Raw genomic sequence first — 20006 nt, 5'->3', positions numbered from 1 at the left:
CGACCCGGCGAATCGCCTCGAACTCCGAGAGCTCGGCGTCGGATTCCAACACCGTCTCCACCATGCGCACTGCTCGCTGCCGGAACTCCGGCGGGTACTGACGTGGCATAGCTCCATCCTCCTACAAAGAACGGAACAAAACCTGGGGTACTTCATGCCCGCAGCGAGTGTCCGAAGCGGGATCCGGCGCAAACCAGGGCGATTCGTCAGTGGGCGGCCGATGAGGGCTACGAGATCAGCGAGCGAGGCCGCATTCCGGCCGACATCGAAGAGGCGTACAACTCAGCCCACTAGCCGACCGCCGGCCCCGGTAGTTCCGCACGGGCGATCGAGGTGCTGGGTAGCGGCTCGTGCCGCTCTGACAGTCGATGAGTACTTCATTCGAACGGAGTCGGTCAGCCGGGTGGATGCACACTGCGACTGCGACGCAAGGTTTGGGCGACCCATCTCGCGACGCCATGCGGTGAGTCCGTTTTTAGGCGGTCAGTTCGATGTGCTGATCGACAGCAACGTCGGCGAGGGCGACGCCGGTTTCGAGGGCGATGACCTCGCGCGCCATCGTCGGAACGCTGCTGAACTCCCGGGCCTGGGTGACGGCACCGAGTTCGGGGATGGAAATCAACCACCATTTGCCGTCTCGGGTCACCACGACCCTGAATCTCGCGCTCACTACTGCAGTTTTTCATGTTGTTGGTCAGATGTAGAGCAGGTTGGGTGGTGCTGTGCCGTCGAAGAGTTCGAGGCTGTCGAGGACGCCGTTGTAGTTTTCTGGCCGGAATCGGCCCAGGCCGACGATGAGTGCACAGGTGCCGTCGAGTCTGACCAGGTAGGACGGGGCACTTCCGTTGTCCGGTGAGGCGTGTTCGCGCGCGGCGAGGAGGGCGTAGCGGACCGCATCGGCGGCGGCCCGTTTCGCGGTGTCAAGGTTGGGTTCTGCTCCTGTGGCGGTGACGATCTCGGGGCTGTTCTCTGGGTGGGTGGTGACTGTCCAGGTGATCATCGTCGGTGGTTGCCTTCCGTGCTCGTGGTGGGTTGCTGCTTGCTGGGCAGCGTCGCACGGGGAGCGCAGCGAGTCGTGCGACGCCGACGCTGATCCAGCAGCTCTTGTGGATCATTGGGGGTTCGGAGTTTTCTGGGGACAACGACGTTCGGCCCCGGGGTGCGGGGCCGAACGTCTGGTAGTGGTTCAGGCGTTGTCGAAGGCGTCGAGGATTCTGGTGGGGTCGCGGCGGTAGCGGCCTCCGTCGAGGAAGACGCCGACTGCGGTGCGGTGGACTCGGCGAAATTCTTCCATGAGGGTGTCGTAACCGATGCGGTCGGTGATGCGCCAGGTGATCGGGCCTAGGTGTAGGTCGACCCAGTGCATGGTGCGGCGTTGTTCGGGGATGTAGCGGCGCTGCGGCACGGCTGCGTGCTCGGGGCTTGCGAGCCAGAGGACCGATAGTGCTGCGGCGCCGTACTCACCTCCTGGCTGCATCGGCTTGGGAGCGTGTCCGTCCGCTCCAGTGAGGGCTGCCCGGACGGTGGCGAAGGCGGCGATGACGTCGTGGACTACTTCGGCGCTGTGGAAGGTCATCATGACATGTCCGAGCACGACGATCATCTGCGCGTGTTCGGTCGCTGAGGCGGTGACGGTGATCGTGGCGTTCTGTGGTCCGGTGACGATGGCGGTGGTGTGGGTGACGATGCCTGTTGCACGCCCGTGGTCACGGGCGGTCTTCTTGTGCTGGTGAGTGGTGTTCGTGGGCATGTCGGGCTCTCCTCGTCTCGCGTGACCGGCTCCCCCGGCCCTTCGCTTTGCCAATTTCTTTCGCCGTCATCTGGCGTGAGGAGAGAAGGCGATGCACTGGGACGTCGTCCTGCCCTTGGGACGAAAAGTTTTCAGCCGGAGGCGTTGGGAATAGTTTTCGGAGCCCACAGGGCCGGAGCGCAGCGGAGTCAGGGGTGGGTAAGACGGGCCAGGGTGGCGCAAGCTCGGAGAAGCCAGATGCCCGAAAGAAACCTGACGCTTTCTATCGCGCGACGCGCAGCGGAGCTCCAATCGGTGGACACCCGCAAGGGTGGCCCGTCGCCATCGACGGGTACACCACGGGCCAAAGCGCCAAGGTCGGTGACCTTCCCACTTCCTGCCGTTGCACTGCCCAAGGTGACTGTGCGGAAGCGACGGAACCCAGCACCGTTCTGAGTCGCGGTAGCACTGTCGGACCCGGATCCGTGAAGCTGACGAGACTCGAAAGAACTGACCGTCCCGTGATCTCTGTCTGAGCAGTGGGGGGACCTATCTGCCCGTGCCTGCATCTAACGAATGTCTACACGCAGCAGACCAACGAACCACGGTGTGAGCGACTGAATACGCTGCACTCCAATCTATTTCAGGAACAAAGCATGGACATTCTCAAACTCGTCGCGGTCGGATTCAACATCGCGGCGAACGCGTCGGCGATCGTGGGCAACCTGGTCAACATCGCGGTAACGCCTCCCCACTGAATTTCGGCCACCTGTCTCGACATGACTTGATGGGAGATGCACTGGTGAAGACCATTTCGTTAAACCACGTGGTGTATAGCGCAATTGCGCGTTCGGTGACTGCTGGCGCCCTTGCCGCCGGCAACGGTGCCGGATCGGCGGATACGGGAACGCAGACGTTCGGGACCCGGGGCGAGTGCGTGGCGGTCCGACAGTCGTTCGAGAACAAGACCGGCAAGGAGTGTGGGAGCAGGATCAGGCGGCGGCGAACTGGCAGTCTGGTGATTCGCTGCTGCCGTACCCCGTTCCTGCGCGCTTCGGACGCCGTGCACAGAGGTCGACGGGGGTTGGTGGTGCACGGTGTCACACCCACGATGACCTTTTGAACCCACAGCATGGCGCGAGTTCGCCACTCCCCCACGCTGTGTGCGGTCTGCTGTGGTTTTGCCGTCAGTGCACCGTAGGGCTCAGGGTCCGCCGAGCACCGTCAGCTGCGGTGAGGAATCCGAACTGGCCAATTCACCAAGCCGCAGCTCTAGGGCTGTACCAACATGCGCAGCTCGGCGTTGAACGGCCCGGCCGTCGCGCAGGAAGGTAGGACGGATACGAGGAGCTCACACACCTATGCGAGCGCAGGCATGCGTCCACGATCTTCGAGCATGTGAGGGTGGTTGGCCGCGGCGGGCTCTAGGCCGCAGTGCCGGGCTGTCGTCATCTGCAAGTCGAACCACGCCGCAAGGTGGGTGGAGACGGTTGCCGCGTCGACATCCAGCTCTGCGGCGACATCATTGTAGGACCAGTCTGGATGTTGGAGGTACACAAGCACCGTCGCCCAGATGACTGGATCGAGTCCGCCGCTCCCTTCCGCGACGTGCGTCGACGCCGCAGTATCGAGGGCATCCGAGATTAGCTGCGTCCGTTCGACTTCAGCCTGGCCCGCCGGCGTTTCCTGCTTACGTGGCGCACGCAGAATGACAGCAAGCACCTCGGTCATTGCGAGCAGAAAAACCGGTGCAACAGTGGCGATTCCGGCCGCGATCACGGCTGGCACAGCATTGGGGGCCAGCGTGGCGTGGTATCCGTTGCCGAGGATCGACGCGCCGGCCGCTACCACGAGCACAGCCAACACGAACCTTCGCCCGCGAACGGTTTGGGGGTCGGTGTGATGAGAAAGTGCGAGCGCGATCACCGTCGTCGCGACGATGGCACCGTCGAGAACGGCCGGCAGCGCCCATGCAAGCCCCGGATCGGTTCCCGCCATAACGGCCAGCTCTCTGAGCGCAGCGAAAGACAACCAGAACGAGGATGCGGCGATTCCCACAGTGAGCGCAATTCCGGTGATCAACGCGGCGAAGAGCACCTGGGGATGGACCGTGAGTACGGGTAGCGACTCGGGTGCGCCGCTATTTTTCCTGCGCAGATCCATTCAAGACTCCTTCTAGTGGTCAACTACGTTTAGGCCGCTGCGGCCACTCCAGAGTGGGTCGGGTCCGGGTTTTGGATGAAGCTGCAGAACCTTGACCAGCCGATCTGGTCTGATTTTGGTACCGGTACCCCTCGGCGGAACGAGCCGCCGCGGTTGCCTCTAACGCCGTCACTCGACACGTAGATATAGGCGTAGCGCCTGTTCGACAAGAGCACTTCTGCTGCCGGCACCCCAGTCGATAGCCAACTGGTCCAAAACTGCTGCGTCGGAGTTGATGACACCGGCGAGCGGCACACGAGACTGCGGCGCGTTGTGTCGTCGGCGTGTGGGCCTTCCTGCCTCCGCCCTTCTGAACAGTCCTGTGCCCGAATTGGTGACAGTGGCCGACCAATGCGTCTTCAGTTCGCCTGCGTGCTCTTCGACGGCATCAAGCACAACTTGGCCGTAGGAACGTGCCTTTGTCGGATCCGCGCTCCGCTCATTAAGGGTGAGGGCTCGCAAGGCGGTGTAAATCTCGTGCGGCAGTGCTACTTCGGGCGGCGCGGGACGGTTGACGCTGGTCGTCTGCGAGTCTCGTCGTGAGTTCCTGCGCCGCGCGTCTGTACGGCGTGGTGTGCTCTGCTTGTCGTCACCCTCAGTCGGAGGGGTGAGGGTATCGATAGGTTCCTCATCGGGCGTCACCGTCGCGTCTTCTGTGACGCCCGATGCACCTTGAGTCACCACTTCCGAGTTTCCCGTATCGCGCGAAGTGGGTTCCTGCGCTAGGGAGGGATCGTGATTTGCCACGACAGTTAGCGCGTGACCCGGCTTGGGGTGGCGTTCGCTGGGTGCGTCGGTACCCGGGGTGGCCTTGTCGTCCGTCGTTACGCCGCTACCGCTGCCCGCACCATTGTTGCCGCCAGCTGATAAACCTTGAGTCGGAGGTGTTGCCCGTTCGTCACCGGTACGAGGCACCGCATTCCCACCCGCGGCCGCGGCGTCTCGGACGAGGTTAATCGGCGGGAGCAGGTCGTCCATGTCGTCGAGTGCGTTCGGGTTGAACGCGGCCTTGCGCTTTCTGGTACTCATGCAACACCGCCTGCAACGCGATCGCGTTCTGCGTTTGATACGCGGCTGAGAATCTCACGCGTCAAAGCCTGATAGTCCGACGCAAGTCCCGATGGGTCTCGGGACCACAGCCGGTCGCCGGTCTTCCCCTTCTGACGCAGTCGTTGTAGGCGGTTCTTCTGGTCCGATTCCGCGACCTCCACGAGTTCGAGCGGAGTGAGGTGGCGAGTCCGAAGATCTACTGCTGCAGCACGATCTGATCGAATGAACGTCTCAAATGGGTCGGCGCCGCTGCCGTCGAGGAGGTCATTTACCTGCTCGAAGACCTCACGATTGCGTGCGGTTGCGCGAGGGTTCGTGTCGAATAGGACCACGCCAAGAAGCTGGATCAGAGAGCCCGCTTTTCGAGCTCGCAGGTACCGCATGGCGAGTAGTTCGACACCGGACAAGCTGGCGTCGTCGTCTTTCGTGGGCACGACTAGGTATCGGGCTGTGCCTAGCAGCGCCTCGAGGAGTGGGGCGTCACCAGGTCCGGAGTCGATCAACACCAGGTCGTAGTTCTCGGCATCGTTCAAGTCGTTCAGCGTTTGGGTCAGGTTCGCACGCAAATCCGTATTCGTCTGCGCCGCCGTGGCCGCCACTGCGGAGATAACCGCGAGAGCCGGGCCGCCTGGAATGACATCGAGATTTGGCCGGACCGCTCGGACGGGAGTCAACGGCTGCCCGTACTGCAGGGTGATGCTGAGTCCTTTTCCACCGTCGCCTTCGACCCCGAGGTCGGACGACGAGACGTTTGCTTGCTGGTCGGCATCGACGACAAGCACGCGCCGGCCCGTGGCGGCGACCATGCCCGCTACTGCTGACACGATCGAGCTTTTACCGACGCCGCCCTTTTGGTTGGCGACCAGCACTGTCCGTGAAGTTCCGGTTGTCGTCACCCGGGTGAAGGTACCGGACTCGTGCCGTAGATAGGGCCTGCGACACGCACTTCGAACCGATCGTTCATACAGCCGTTAACAGGGTTCTACATCAAGACTTCTCAAAGGCGCCGCAGATAGCCTCATCAAAAGCCTGTAAAGCAGTCCTTGGAACAGCCGTTGGGAAGTTCCTGTGCAGAGCTGCCGCGACTGCGTTTTGAACAGCCCTTTAACTGCTCCGCGTTAGGGCTTAACATACGGCTATATCGACAACAATGCTTGTTGCTCTACCTACAGCCAGTCGCAAGTACGTCGCTAAGGTACGTTTCACAGCTTTACCCAACGCCTTTTCAACTGCCGTGCGCAAAGCCATACAACACTACTTGCACACCACCTTTACGAAAGCTGCTCATTCAGCCTTACCCACAGCCATAATCATGCACAGTCATACGTAATTACACCCGGCCATGCAAACGACCGTATGCACGGCCTTGCACACGCACATACTTTCCGCCTGACAACTGACCTGGGCACTGCCCATGCTTGCACCATTAGGTCTGGTCGAGCGCAGGGGAGTCGGTATGGCCATACGTATGGCGTAGCGTATGGGCTTACACATGGCCGCATATACAGCCCTCTACTTGGCCAAACTTGTTTATGCAGGTCAAGAGCCACTTTGTAACTCTATCCGAACCGCTGAGTCCGACAACTCAACACGCAGGGGGAGTCCTTCAGGACGCGTCATTGCGCATACCGGGGAGGAACCAGACAGTGGAATCCTCGGGAGCAAGGTGGACCGAAATACCGGGCGACTCCATAAGCTTCGCAGTGCCCTTCGGCAGACGGATCTGGGGCGCCCGATGTAACCCGAAGACCACGCTGTAGCACTATCCGACACCACGCATCGATTCGTGCCAGAGCCACGACAGAATCGGAATTATCAACAGACCAAGGCTGACCACCACCACCGCCCCGTCGATCTTTCGGCGCGCGCCATCACACCCCCGCACCGGATGCTCATTCAATCCACTTCAATGAACGCGAACTATGACCGCCGAGCGCCCTCGCCCCACACGTCGCAGCGCGTGAAGTGCATTTGACAGCACCGGTACCGGGGCCGACGCCACTAAGAGCAGACCGACAGATAGAAATTGGCATCGATTGCAACACGCCGAGTAGATCATTGAGCCTACTGCCCCCTGCTAAGCATCCGCGCCGACCGTCGCTCCGGCCCGCACCGAGTGCCAGGGGGTCCTGTATAGACCCCACTGAAACCCCGTCCGAAGCGCTGGCACAACCGCCGTATCGACGGTCATAGCGGCCCCCGTTCCTACGTCCTTCGCTATGGGTCTTGCTATGGCCATACGTATGGGATTAGAAAGCAGTCGAGTGCCACTTACAAGCGGCGCCGGCAGACAAGCCTTCGCCTCCTTCGCGTTAACCTTCACCCCAAGAATGGCAAAGGCATGCAGATCAGGACATCATTCTGATTCGTCACAGTGACGCTGAACATCACGCAGTTGAATCACTGCGCATCACTAACTCCTGAGTCGCCACGTGACTACAACGGACTGATGCCGGCGATTCGCCGCGGGGATCTGCTTTGGGAGATTGGCTGCGCGAGCACGAGGGCGCCCGCCTCCGTGAACGGTATCCCGCGCAGCGAGCGCTCGCGGTTCGCTGCCAGCGCATAACCCGCACCCCGTTAGCATCCGCTCATGACTCTCACGCAGACCTGGGCGAACTATATGGCCCTCTTGCAGGAAGTTGGCTCCGGTCACAGCTGCGTCTATCGCGCCGCCGCCTTCGCGCGAGGCGCGGCAGGAGGCCGAACAAGCAACGACGCTGTGGACCGAGGAACTTCACGAGTTCTTCTCACTGCAGGGCGGACAAGTCTTCCCCGTGCGTTCAGATCAGTGGGTCGGCACAGTACTGCCCGACCGCGGCTTGCTCACTCTTGAGGGGCTGATCTATCGGCACAGAGCAGCCCGTGAGATGCGGGCAAATACAGACGATCTCGGTCCGGAATGGCCTGAAGTCGTACATACCCAAGAGGCAGGTGGTACCGCCGAGACGTTCCTCGACGCCTACGTGCCATTCGCCGAGGACGGTGCCGGGGACTTCGAATACATCGACACGCGTCCGGGCAAGCATCACGGATGCGTGCGCTACTTCATGGCTATCGACGGTGGCGGCCCGATATTCGATTCTCTGGCCAGCTACGTCGCGGCCGTTCACCACAGCGTTGAGTCGCCGTACGACTACAACGGACTGATACCGACGAGAATTGACGGGGCCCTGCTCTGGGAAGTGGCTGACGCATCGCATCTACCTGCGGGGTCCCAGCCGATCGATTGAGATAGGCCGCTAGATCCCACCCGGACGGCATGGTCGGCATCGGCCCTTTCAACCGCAGCCAGTCCGTATCCTCTGCGCCCGACAGCCGTATCTCGAAGAAGTACTTCGCCTCGGTTAGCCAGTCGTCATCGAGACGAGTCATTGGAACGCATTGGCCGGAACCCTTCATAGGAGCCACGCCCTTTCCCAGCTCAAGCTGCATCCAGCGCGATATCCGCTGGCGTTCAGTGCGGCCTACCGCTGATACCCATCGGGGTATTCCCAGGTCAGACCACTGACATTTCATGCGGCCGCTGACATCCAACCTGAGACTTCCCACCAATGTGTCAGTGGGTTTTCCCGTTTCGGTGTCAGTAGCTCTGGCCTCGTGGTCGAATACCTCCGTTCGGGGACCCAGCACTGTGTTGGGAGGGGGAGCGGGTGGGGAACGCGGATGCACGGGCGCTACAGCAGGCTGTAGCGAGTCGGCTAGCGGCAATGAACGAACGCGGCGAGCTCACAAGCGACCACGTACGTCTGAGCGCACAGACACTGGGGGTAGCCGAACGCACCGTGTGGCGATGGTTGGCCGTTCGCCGAGACAAGGTCGAGCCTGTTGCGCGGCAACGCTTTCGCCTGGACAACGCGCTGCGGGTACGACTGGCGTACTGGCGCGGGAACGTCCTGGCCCTGCACAGGGAACTCGTAGCCGCGGAGAAGGCAGGCGGGCCGGCGGCACCCAGCAAATCCGCACTGTATCGAGCGGTGGCAGCCGATGTCACTGCCGGCGACAGGGCAGGGCTCCGCGCGGGGGAGAGGGCACGCAGAAACTTCGACGTATTCCTCAAACGCCCACCATCGCATCGCAATGCGGTGTGGGAGGCCGACCACGTCGAGGCACCTGTTCAGGTCGACGTCGAAGGCCGACTCGTCAAACCGTGGGTCACCTGGTTCGTCGACGCCGCCCACGACGTCATCCTCGGTGTAGCAGTCACACCTCGAACACCGAACCGCGAGAGTGTGTTGGCGGCCCTGCGAGCAGCAGTGATGCGCCGCGAACCGTACGGGCCTGCAGGAGGACTACCCGCGGCGGTCCGGATCGACCGAGGCAAAGACTTCCTGTCCCGAACCGTCGGCGAGGCCCTGGGCGCCTTCGCAGTACGAGTGGACGACCTGCCTGCCTACTCAGCGCATCTGAAGGGAACGGTGGAAACGATCAACGGTGCCGCAGAGAAGATGCTGTTCGCCGCCTTACCCCGCTACACCCACCGACAGACCCAAATCAACGGCACACCTACCGATCCCAGCCAACCACCGTTGCCGTTCGAGGCGTTCACCGCCGAGGTGCTGACCTGGGTGCGATGGTGGAACAGCGAACACGCCATCGCAGAGCTGGGGGAGCGGACCCCGCTCCAGTCGTGGGACGCCGACCCGACTCCACTGCATGACGTCGACGAGACACGGCTGTGGATGTTCACCCTCGACGACGACCGCCGGGCGCGCAAAATCACCACCAAAGGCGTCGCTTTCGGCCGCGGCCGCCACTACGTAGCCGACTGGATGACCGGCCTGGTCGGGGCTACCGTCCGGATCCGCTACATGCCGCACCACCACGGGGAGATCGAGGTTTTCGACGCCGGCACCGGCAAGCATCTGGGCACCGCAGTTCTCGCCGACTCCGCCTCCCCTGAAGACCGCGCGAAGGTCCATCGCGCCCGGGCCCGCAAAGCTCGCCAGTTGCGGGCCGATCTCGCTGCGGCCGAACGGGATCGCCGGGTCAGGTATGCAACGTCTACGGTGCCAGAACCTGCGAAACGGTTGGATGCGATGACCACCGCAGAAGTAGCCGCCGTCCTTGGCGCCGAACGCGACAGCGACCTGGCGCGGTGGGCACGACCGGATCTCATTCGGTTCGATCCACCACCAGCCAACTGGCGACTACCGCAGGGCTCCGAACATGAAACCAGGACGTCGGACGAGGAAGGCCGGTGACCACGACACCCCAAAATCCGGGCGTCGGCGTCGGACTCACCATCACCGACCACTTCCTCGGACTGCCTGGAGCTCACATCGTGGCCACCGACGCACTGCTACTGACCCGCGACAACCTCGCCGACGTCATCGACGCGAAGGCGATGATGTGCGTCCACGGCGATGCAGGCGTGGGAAAAACGTTGTCGGTCAACGCCTCCCTCCGCGAACTGGCCGCCGGCACCGTATGCCGGGTGCAGTTCCGGGCCAGGCCCACCCCGCGAGACATTCGGCACACACTCTTCGGCGCACTCGGCATCGCCGGAGCCCCACCACGACGGCCGATCGAGTTCGACCAGACACTCAAAGACGCTCTTTCCGAACGATTCCGGGTCCTGGTGTGCGACGAAGCGCAGTGGATGTCGCGGGAATGCTTCGAATACTGGCGGCACCTGTGGGACGACCCGCGCACCGACGTCGCGATCGTGTTCGTCGGCGGCGGCGACTGCTACCGCGTCCTGTCCAGAGAATCGATGCTCTCGAGCAGGGTGTACGTGTGGCAGGAGTTTCGGCGCATGACCCCTAAGCAGGTCCTATCGGTGATCCCGGCGTTCCACCCGGTATGGGAGGGCGCCGATCCCGAGGTCTTAGCCTTCGCCGACGCACACGCCGGGCACGGTAACTTCAGATCCTGGGCCAAGCTCACCGCTCATACCATCCGAATCCTGACACGCCTGGACCTCGACCGAGTTGACCGCGACGTCCTGGGCTCGGTGTTCGCGAAGATGTCTGGCCGCAGCGGATGAGGACGACACCTCACCGTCCACCGCCAGCGTCGACCATCGCATCTGACATCGCCGCTGTCACAGTGCTTCTCGACCGCGTTGACGACGCGCGACTCACTCGTACCCTGCTCGGCGCCCACGATCTCGCCGCAGCAGTGGTCGTGGTGCACCCGACTCCCGGTGCAGCGGCTGCAGTCACCCTGGCCCAGGATCTGCTGGCCGCACTCGGACACCGGCTCGACCCGACTGGTGCCCGAGGTGTCACGGGTCCGGAATCGGCGTGGCGGGCGGTCGAGGCGTGGATCTGCGGCGACGACATCGAGCATCTGATCGTGCTGCGTTCTCAGCTCCTCACACCGGACCAACGCGCACGCCTGTTCCAGCTGCACCGCGACACCGGAGTGCACCTGGTTCTCGTATGGCACGGACTGCATCGGCTTCCACCTCACTTCGACGCCGCCGGGATGGACCTTTACGTCACCGACGACCTCGCAGCCGTAACAAGTCGCCTCGGCTCTATGCGGCGGCCTCACCCACCCCCGTCATCGCCGACTCGGGCGCTGACGACCGTCCCCGATAGCGCCGGTCACACCTTCCTCGCCGACGCCGCCCGCCTGCTTCCACCGGCGGAATATCTGCGGGTCGCAGGCGTCTATCGGCAGGCATTCGAGACAACCACCCACCGTATGGCAGCCGGTCGGGGAGCGCCGGATCTGCCAACTCAACTGTTGGCGTGGCTGCCAGCGCCGCGAACTCACCTACGCGCACGCTACGGCGTCGCCAACCCTGGATCGGCCCGACGGTGGCATGCCGCAGTGGGATTGGCCCGGTTCCTCGGCGGTCTGGTCGTCGACAGTCCCGGCCGCGCCGACACTGTCACCAGGCTCCGCGGCGCCCAAGCCGCATTCAAGCGGTACGGCCTTGAGCTGGCACTGCCGCCGCACCTGAACTACATGGTCGGAGTGGGCCTGACCAGCATCCCGGTCACCGAGCAGCTCGTTGCCCGGATCCGAGAACGCATCGCCAACCCGGTTCGAGCGGCCGCGTTGGCAACGATCCTGTTCACCGGCGCCACCTACCGCGAACTCACCTACCTGCCGCAGGACACCGTCGTTGGAGACACCATGGTCTTCCGCACCACACGCGTCGTCGCGCACCCCACCGACCTGGGTGTTTGGGTAATCCCGGCATCGATCAGGCCCCTACTGCGGGCCGCCACTGCTCTTCCAGCATTCGCGTGCCGACCGCGAAGAACCCCGCCTGTTCGCCGACGCGATCGGCAACACCGGCGCCCTGCACCTGCTCGCCCGCCTCTGCGGAGTGACAATTCCCGCTCTGCACCCTTGGCACCACGGCTGGCTCCGCAGCACCGTCGCACTCAACCTGGCCGGATGTTACGAATGCAGAGACACGGTGCCGAGATGACGCACCCTAAGTGCGAGATCCTTGATGAACTGGTCTGCTGCTGCGAGCGTTAGGAGTGTCGTCACGGAAATGGGACGCGGATACGCGATGATCAACAGGTGAGTCCAGTCGGAAGAACAAACGATGACTGGTTGGGCTCGCAAGTTAAGGTGAACAGAAAGGGCAACTCTCGATGGCGTAACGCCGAGGGGAGCCGACTATATGAATGGGATAGCACCCACGGACACATTGAGGCCTACAACAAGCGTGGGCACCATGTGGGTGTACTCGATTCAGAGACCGGCCAGCTCATCGGCGCGGCAGTGAAAGGAAGGAGCATCGATGTTTAACAACTTAACCGAGAAGTCGTTCGTCGATGCGTGCTTGAACGGGCATGCCTTCCTTGAAGACGTTGACGACTGGGTTGAGCACTGGCACACCTCTGACGACGTGCCCGCCGAGCTGCAGACTTTTCTGGGCTTAGACGACACGGAGTATGCGCTGTGGGTCGAGCAGCCAGAATCACTCCAGTTCGCTATCGCGGCGCATCGCCATAACCAACCCGTGACAGCTCTGATGACGTCCCAACGGGACTACGCTCTCGCTGCTCGCGCAGACAATCCCGAAGCCGCCAGCCACCTGGTGAGCTGGCTCGCCCGCACGGGTCGCATCGACGACGATTTCAAGCCGGCATAGGAAGTTGGGCACCGGAAGGCCCCGAGTATCGTTCGACGAATCAGCGGCCAATGCAGCAGCTTTGTTCGTATCACGTCGGCAGTTGATTCCCCCCATTGACGTCGAGTCGCTCCTGGCCGAGTTCGCGGAAATCGAAGCGGTAAGCGGCGAGTGGCCCACACCCGACAGCGACGCTGCGGTCGTATACGGCAACGGGTCACGCCGTCCACGAGTTTTTTACAACAACGACGTCGAGCACCAGGGACGCGTCCGTTTCACCCTGGCCCACGAACTTGGCCACATTCGACTCCCATGGCACTGCGGTTCGATGACATGTTCCCCTCTAGGGGGATGGCAGACTGAACGCACCACCTCTGACGAAGCCCATACAACTGCCGAACGTGAAGCCGATACGTTCGCCTCTGGGATCCTCCTTCCCAGGATTTGGCTACGCAATGAGCTGCGAACGCATCGCGATAATATGAACACGCTCCTCGGAGCGGTACAGATTGCTGAAGCCAGCGCTACCGCAACGCTGTGGGCCATTCGTGACTGTTTGCCCGTACCTGGTTGGGTTTTCCAGCTGAACAATCGATCTCGGTTCTTCCAGTCCCGAGGCACCCTAAGCCACGGCGGTGCGTTGTATCGAGGTTCTGACCAGGGGCGACTTTTTTTGAACCGGCATTCTGTCGATCGCGGCTCCGTGCAGCTGGGACGAAACGTTGTGCGGTGGTGGCGGCTGGTCGGCCCCTACACGCTTCCCGACATCGGTGACCCCAGAACACGAGATCGAGAGCTCCTCCAAAAGGCCATGGCCGCCCAAGGGATCGACACGCGACGTGAGCAGTCGATTAATGGCAAGGTTGGCGGCGGCACCACGAAGTATGTAGCCGGTGGGGACGCCGCCGAGGTGTACGCCGGCCTGCGGTACCGGTTTACCGACACATCTGACTATGCGTTGCTGCTGGACGACGAGTACTTCACCCAATGGCTTGCTCGACGCTCCACTCGTATCGCCGAACGCACATCCTGAAAGGGACCGTCGGCGACAGCCCGCGACGTGTCTCTTATTCACATCCCCCTCAACTGAACGTCCAGCCAAGCCGTCGCTGTGCGCTGGGGTCGAAGGTGCGCACGTACCTCCCCCCCCACTTAACAACGCTGCTTCGACTCGCCACAGTGCCAAAGACGCAGATCAGGGCATAGGAGCCGGCAAGGATCACTGACGCCTATCGGGAAAACTTACTGACACAGTCTGGGAAAACCGCAGCTCAGGCCACTGACATTTTGGTGGGAAGTCTCATCTGAACTGGTGTTTCGAGCGTTTTTTGATCCACTACGTAGTCACCCTGGTTGTTGTGGATGTGAAGCACGTAAATTGCATTTTCCGCACCAGCTCTCTCGAAACGCCAGTTCAGCGTAGTTTTGCTCCGCAGGAGTGTCGGTGGCGTGCGTTAGGCTGCCCGAATGGACTTCCGACCAGGCCGAACACCTGCGGTGAGCACTCCGGATGGCGCCTCAGAGCTCATCGCGACGGCTGTGGAGCCCTTGATCCCGCCAGCGGTCGCCGCACGCATCGCGGGCGCGGTGCAGTCGTCCCGGTCTGAGGGCACCCGCCGCACCTACGCGACGGCATGGCGGCGCTTCGCCGGGTGGTGCGAGCGAGAGGGTCACATCGCGTTGCCGGCGCACCCGGTCACGGTCGCCGCCTACCTTGTCGATGCCGCCGACACCCGCGCCGAGACGGGGGAGCGGGCCTACGCCGCCGCCACGTTCGGCACCTGGATCGCGGCAATCAACCATCAGCACCGCACCACCGGCCATCTGTCGCCGACCGCACACGAATTGGTGACCGCGACGCTCTCCGGGATCCGCCGCGAATACGCCACGGCGGGGGACCGGCCACAGAACCGGCGCGCACCACTGCTGGTCGACGACATCAAGATCCTCGTCTCGACGGCACGAGACCGATGCCGCGGCTGGGCCGACGAGGTCCTCGAACGCCGTGACTCCGCGATCCTGCTGCTCGGGTTCGCCGGCGCCTACCGCCGCAGCGAACTCGCCGACCTGCAGTGCGGCGACATCACCCTTAACCGCCTCGACGGGATCCACGTCCGACTGCGCAAGTCGAAGACCGACCAAGAGGGCAGGGGAGTGGTGAAAGCGCTGCCGTACACCAATTCCCACAAGACCTGTCCACCCTGCGCCTACGTTCGCTGGGTCCAGGTCGTCGCTGCATTCGACGCCGGTGGCCGCCCGTCCGTGATTCGGCTATTGCGCAAACGCGAAACGTTTAGCGGGCACGTCTGCCGTGGGGGAGTGCCGCGCACCGCGGCCCGGGCACCACTGTTCCGAGCGGTAGCCCAGAACGGCAACCTCGGCTCCACCCCGCTGTCGGGTGCCGCGATCCACAAACGCATTCGCCGTCGCGCCGAAGACGCCGGCTACGACCCCACCACCCTCAGCAAACTCGGTGGACACTCCCTCCGCGCCGGCTTCGTCACCCAGGGCACTCGCAACGGCGCCGACGGCCATGCCATCGCGCGTCAAACCGGACATGCCAGTCTCGACTCAGTCGAGGTCTACCGTCGCGAGCACGCGCCTCTGATCGGAAACGCCGTCACCGACATCGGTCTCTGAGGGGTCAAGTACGCAAACGAGGCTTATTAGAATTCGAGCATGACCTCACCCAGGCAGCCAATTGACTGGAACCACAGGATCAGCGCCCTCTTCGACGTGATCGCAGGTTGGTCTGGGGTGACCAAGTCTCTTTATTTGCCTACACCACAAAGTGATCTCGCAGGCGACGATCTGATCTACCCGCTGCATCCCACTAGTTCGGTGGCATGGCAGGCCATCGGAAGTTCGATCGATCATTTGGGCCTCGTTCGAGATGCCCTTGTTTCGAAGCCATCTCTGCGCCCATTCGCGTTCTACACCCCTCTTCGAGCTGCACTACTCAGTTCGTCTAAGGCGGTGTGGATCCTGCATCCCGACGAACCTTCAGAACGTCAGCAGCGCGGACTCATAGTCGCGAACGAGGATAACCGCCGGTTTCGACAACTGGTCGACGAGACCGGAAGCGGACCGTTCCTGAATGCCTCATCGAGCGCATCATACGAACGCATGGCCGGCAAGCTCGAAGACCGCTCCACAGCGCTAGCAGAAGCGGCAGCGAGCATTGGTATTACGTTCTCGGGCAAAGGCAAAGCCTCCATAACCGACACCGCTGTCATCCGAGAGGCCGCCAAGATAGTCCACGGTGCCGCAAGTGGCGCCGACCACGCCACAATATTGTTGTGGATGACCGGATCCGGCCACGCACACGGCTTGAGCTGGCAAGGAATGTTCAACGTCGAGATGGGAGATCGGGCGGCTGACGGCATTCACGAAGGCCGGGTGAAGACGACCATCGAGGACTTTGGCTCGGCACTGGGCGCCGCGGTTCTTGCATGTAGTGAAGCCCTCACGCTCTACGCTTCGCGGTCCGGCCGAGCGATCGAATCGATACACTCATAGCGGCACAAGTGAACCTCCGTGAGGACTTCGGGGCTCCTGCCGGTCCGTTCACTCCGAGATCAGTCGCGTAGCTGGGACGGCCAGCATATTGGATGTGGTCAGGCCCCTTGTCTGCGCGTGGTCATTGCGCTCGACAAGTTCATGCCCAATCGGGTGACGTACCGCCACAGGGGCGCAGGTACGTACGGCCAGGTGCTCAACGAGCCGCGAGGGCGCCGTTAAATCGACTGTTCTGAGCCTGAGCTATCACCGGTAGCGCGTTGAACTATCGGCAACCATGGGCAATTATGGAGGCTTATAGCTTTTTCACCATAAACGGCTATAATTTTCCATATGGATCCAGCGCTGAACCCGTTCAAACCAGGTTCTGGCCTGCGCCCTCCGGCGTTGGAAGGCAGAACACGTCAACGCGAAGAGTTCGACTTGCTGGTAGTACGAAGCAAACGCCGAAACTACGACCGAGGCATGGTCCTGTCCGGTCTGCGGGGCGTAGGCAAAACGACGCTGCTCAACAACCTCGCTGAGCATGCAGAGCGACAAGGCTGGTTAACCATCGGCATCGAAGCGCGCCCCAACGACTCGGGCATCGCCGCTGTCCGCGCCAAACTGGGAAACGAACTTGCACTGAGCCTGCGGCGATTCAGCCGCACACATCGACTGCGTAAGGCGATGGACGAACTGATCGCGCTGGCGAAGGGCTTCACCCTCGGTGTCGGTCTGGGCCCGGCGAACGTCGAATTGAGAATCGACCAACCCGCTGCCAGTGGCGACATCGACATCGACCTCGAAGAACTGGTCGAAGCAATCAGCGCAGTGATGAAGAAACAAGGAACGGCGTTCGGGTTGTTCATCGACGAGATGCAGGATCTCGATGGGGATCTCCTCGGCGCACTGCTCGCCGTTCAACACCGAGCCAGCCAACGAGAATGGCCCTTCTTCCTCATCGGCGCAGGCTTACCCAGCCTCCCATCAGTACTGGCCGACACACGGTCATACGCCGAACGGCAGTTTTCCTACAGCACCATCGGTCCACTGAGCCCGACCGACGCTGCCGACGCATTGGCGATACCGGTTCGAGAACATGGCGGTGCGTTCACCACCGACGCACTCGACATCCTCGTCGAAGCAAGCGGTGGTTACCCCTACTTCCTCCAAGAATTCGGTAAAGCGATCTGGAACATCGCCGCATCATCGACATTCGACACCGACGACGCACATCTGGCAGTCGAAGATGGCCGACGCGCACTGGACGGTGGTTTCTTTCCCTCCAGGTGGACCAGAGCAACAGACCGCGAAAGACGCTACATGCGTGCCCTCGCTCTGACCGGAGAGTCGAACCCCCGATCTGGACGAGTAGCCGCTGAAATGGGTCTGACCACGACCTCCGTCAGCGACATACGCGACTCCGCCATCAAAAAGGGCCTTATCTGGGCACCCGAACACGGGCGAATCTCGTTCACTGTTCCGGGCATGGCCGATTTCATCAGACGGCAATCGACCGAGTAGGACACATGATGTTCGAGATGCACGCTCGTTGGCTGGAGGAACTACGTGGCCACGTCACCGCCGATGGATCGGTCACCCACACGACTGGCTACATGACGTTGGTCGCGATCAGCTCCGAGATCTGTGACCTCTGCGCCGATCCCGACGAACATAGCTATTGGACCTGGGACTCGATCGCCACCGACCTCGACGACGTCCTCGACTACCTCGGCCCCGACTCGACAGGCGTTGTCAGGACACACATTACTGCGGTCCTCGACACCATCTGGAAGGAGTTGTTCGTCGCCCGCAGTGGAAAGACTCCTACCGTCGATGACACCAAACGTCCTCTCGTCGCCGCCCGCGCGGCAACACTGCACGCCCTTCTCGACGACGACACCGTCATCGTCTCGTTGTGGCGTGATCTGGTGGCAGCGTGCAAGAACGACGACCATCTCCTCTACACACACGACCGCATCGCATTCCTACGGGACAACCTCCACGCACTGATCGAACACAGGCGCCAGGACGACGGACCCTGGGGAACGTCTCAAACCGCGGTCGACATACTCTTCGACTACGGCCACGGCGTGAGCCGAGCCCAGCAATTACTGGGAGAGACAGCGTTCGACTTCGACCCACGCGACCAGTCCCGTCCCACCGGTCTCGACGACCGCGGACGAATGGACCTGTCCGAACGGTGGATCGTCCGACGAACTCGAACCAGCCCAGCGGTGGTGTGGTTCCGCATCTCAGACGCATACCCCCGCGCGCTCAACTGCCTGACCCACGACACCATCACGTTCTACCCAGCTCAAGTCCTCGCTGGCGGAATCATCGACCACGCCACAGCACGCGAAATGTTCGACGTAGTACCCGAAGAACTGTTGACAGATCGCTTCAGCACCTTCCAGCAGTCAGAGGAGATAGACGAATACACAGGTATCGAGCACAGACCTGGGCTCGCCTACGCGCGAGTCGCGATCCCCGTCATCGAACCACATCTCGCCGAATCCGCAGCCCGCGCTCATCTCGACGCCCTGCTGAACCTCATCCGACCATCGAGGGACACCTGGACACTTCTCAACGGCCACCTCGCGTTCGTAGGAGGCTGGATGCCACGCCTCGACTGGGGTCCGAAGTACGCCCGAAAAGCCACTGTCTTCGCGCAGAACGATTACACGACAGTCAATCTGGAGGACCTGCACCGATCCGGGTACACCATCACCTCCTTAGTAGCCGAGCACCTACGGCCCGTTCATCGACTGCTGGAGCAAGTCGAGTCAGCCGAGGACTCCGAGGCGGTCGTGATGGCCGCGGTCCGAGCCATCGAACACGTCAACACCTGGACAACCCGTTCAACCACCAAGTGGTACAAGTTCATCAAGACTTACCTCGTTCAGGAATACACCAGGTTGGCATTCCTGGAACGCGCCACCCAGACGACGTTCGAAGCGATCGTACGGACCCTCCCGGACACATCTCCTACAGCTTCACCCCAACCTGTCCTAGACACCATCCGCGGCGAAGTCGAAAGCGGCACATGGGGGAGGAGCTTCGATCGACTGAAGGCGCTCGGTTACCTCGCCGATCTGAACACGATCTACGCGCAGCACCCGCTCGTCCGACGCCTCCGCGAAACCGAACACATACTCAGCTCAGGCCAGTCGATTCAAGATGCCTTCGCCCGAGAAGCGCGTCGCGTCGACGCCAGGGTCGCCAGGCTCACGCGGACACGCAACTCAGCAATACACGGCGGGCCGCTCTCGCCGAGTGCGTGCGACTCCGTGATGGACTTCGCTCGGGAACTATCGCTTCAAGCGCTGCGACATGCACAGACTTCTGCACTATCGGGGACTGATCTGAGAACCGTCATGGATGAACGCAGCCGAGCAGAAGCACAGCGAGCCAACGATCTCAGGCTCCGAGCCGAACTCGAGGACTTGTTCGACTCCTGAGTTCTTCGATTCGGCC

The 20006-nt window shown here is 62.1% G+C and carries 16 protein-coding genes and 2 pseudogenes; 12 read left to right on the top strand and 6 right to left on the bottom strand.

Annotated features, from left to right (window positions below; all coding sequences use genetic code 11):
- Positions 1–165: 165 nt before the first annotated feature.
- A pseudogene (locus DK926_RS19860) lies at positions 166–294 on the top strand (histone-like nucleoid-structuring protein Lsr2); the annotation flags it as partial.
- A 181-nt stretch (positions 295–475) separates the two neighbouring features.
- Here the strand turns inward: DK926_RS19860 and DK926_RS26495 are convergent.
- The 6 genes from DK926_RS26495 to DK926_RS19835 all read right to left on the bottom strand — a co-directional run bounded on the left by DK926_RS26495 (position 476) and on the right by DK926_RS19835 (position 5850).
- Positions 476–670 (bottom strand): hypothetical protein, encoded by a 195-nt coding sequence (locus DK926_RS26495; protein ID WP_125833436.1) that lies wholly within the window; start codon positions 668–670, stop codon positions 476–478.
- Positions 671–694: 24 nt separating this feature from the next.
- Positions 695–1000 (bottom strand): hypothetical protein, encoded by a 306-nt coding sequence (locus DK926_RS19855; RefSeq protein WP_114331859.1) that lies wholly within the window; start codon positions 998–1000, stop codon positions 695–697.
- Positions 1001–1186: 186 nt separating this feature from the next.
- On the bottom strand, positions 1187–1750 hold the full coding sequence (locus DK926_RS19850) for a hypothetical protein (protein ID WP_114331858.1): 564 nt from the start codon (positions 1748–1750) through the stop codon (positions 1187–1189).
- Positions 1751–3088: 1338 nt separating this feature from the next.
- Entirely contained in the window at positions 3089–3826 is a 738-nt protein-coding gene (locus tag DK926_RS19845; protein WP_243636915.1) for a DUF2637 domain-containing protein, read from the bottom strand.
- 234 nt (positions 3827–4060) lie between these two features.
- The gene (locus DK926_RS26490) at positions 4061–4960 is read right to left on the bottom strand and encodes a hypothetical protein (protein WP_125833435.1); all 900 of its coding nucleotides are present in this window, start codon (positions 4958–4960) and stop codon (positions 4061–4063) included.
- The gene (locus DK926_RS19835; protein WP_114331855.1) at positions 4957–5850 is read right to left on the bottom strand and encodes a ParA family protein; all 894 of its coding nucleotides are present in this window, start codon (positions 5848–5850) and stop codon (positions 4957–4959) included. Before DK926_RS19835 ends, DK926_RS26490 begins: the two co-directional genes overlap by 4 nt.
- 1773 nt (positions 5851–7623) lie before the next feature.
- Between DK926_RS19835 and DK926_RS19830 the strand changes: the two genes are divergently transcribed.
- From DK926_RS19830 to DK926_RS19780, 11 genes and pseudogenes are all read left to right on the top strand, one after another.
- Complete coding sequence (locus DK926_RS19830; RefSeq protein ID WP_165839627.1) at positions 7624–8214, top strand: SMI1/KNR4 family protein; 591 nt, start codon at positions 7624–7626, stop codon at positions 8212–8214.
- A gap of 477 nt (positions 8215–8691) precedes the next feature.
- Positions 8692–10026: pseudogene (locus DK926_RS19825) on the top strand (transposase); the annotation flags it as partial.
- Positions 10027–10181: 155 nt separating this feature from the next.
- Complete coding sequence (locus DK926_RS19820; protein ID WP_114331852.1) at positions 10182–10970, top strand: ATP-binding protein; 789 nt, start codon at positions 10182–10184, stop codon at positions 10968–10970.
- Positions 10971–11032: 62 nt separating this feature from the next.
- Complete coding sequence (locus tag DK926_RS19815) at positions 11033–12427, top strand: hypothetical protein (RefSeq protein ID WP_114331851.1); 1395 nt, start codon at positions 11033–11035, stop codon at positions 12425–12427.
- A gap of 45 nt (positions 12428–12472) precedes the next feature.
- On the top strand, positions 12473–12703 hold the full coding sequence (locus DK926_RS19810) for a colicin E3/pyocin S6 family cytotoxin (protein ID WP_114331850.1): 231 nt from the start codon (positions 12473–12475) through the stop codon (positions 12701–12703).
- Positions 12696–13049 carry a hypothetical protein gene (locus tag DK926_RS19805; protein ID WP_114331849.1) on the top strand — a complete coding sequence of 118 codons (354 nt, stop codon included), beginning with the start codon at positions 12696–12698 and terminating at the stop codon, positions 13047–13049. Before DK926_RS19810 ends, DK926_RS19805 begins: the two co-directional genes overlap by 8 nt.
- 460 nt (positions 13050–13509) lie before the next feature.
- Complete coding sequence (locus tag DK926_RS27100) at positions 13510–14061, top strand: hypothetical protein (protein ID WP_243636914.1); 552 nt, start codon at positions 13510–13512, stop codon at positions 14059–14061.
- Between the two features lie 434 nt (positions 14062–14495).
- Positions 14496–15668: a site-specific integrase gene (locus DK926_RS19795; protein WP_114331847.1), complete on the top strand. Its 1173-nt coding sequence runs from the start codon at positions 14496–14498 to the stop codon at positions 15666–15668.
- 39 nt (positions 15669–15707) lie between these two features.
- Positions 15708–16547 (top strand): hypothetical protein, encoded by an 840-nt coding sequence (locus DK926_RS26485; protein WP_125833434.1) that lies wholly within the window; start codon positions 15708–15710, stop codon positions 16545–16547.
- A 333-nt stretch (positions 16548–16880) separates the two neighbouring features.
- Positions 16881–18053: an ATP-binding protein gene (locus DK926_RS19785; protein WP_114331845.1), complete on the top strand. Its 1173-nt coding sequence runs from the start codon at positions 16881–16883 to the stop codon at positions 18051–18053.
- 5 nt (positions 18054–18058) lie between these two features.
- Positions 18059–19990, top strand: coding sequence for a hypothetical protein (locus DK926_RS19780; RefSeq protein WP_114331844.1), 1932 nt, complete (start codon positions 18059–18061; stop codon positions 19988–19990).
- The last annotated feature ends 16 nt before the right edge of the window (positions 19991–20006 follow it).

The sequence above is a fragment of the Rhodococcus sp. Eu-32 genome, from assembly GCF_003336925.1.
GTDB classification, from domain to species: domain Bacteria; phylum Actinomycetota; class Actinomycetes; order Mycobacteriales; family Mycobacteriaceae; genus Rhodococcoides; species Rhodococcoides kyotonensis_B.
The sequence above is the reverse complement of the archived record's forward strand: the minus strand, read 5'-3'. Positions and strand labels throughout refer to the sequence as shown.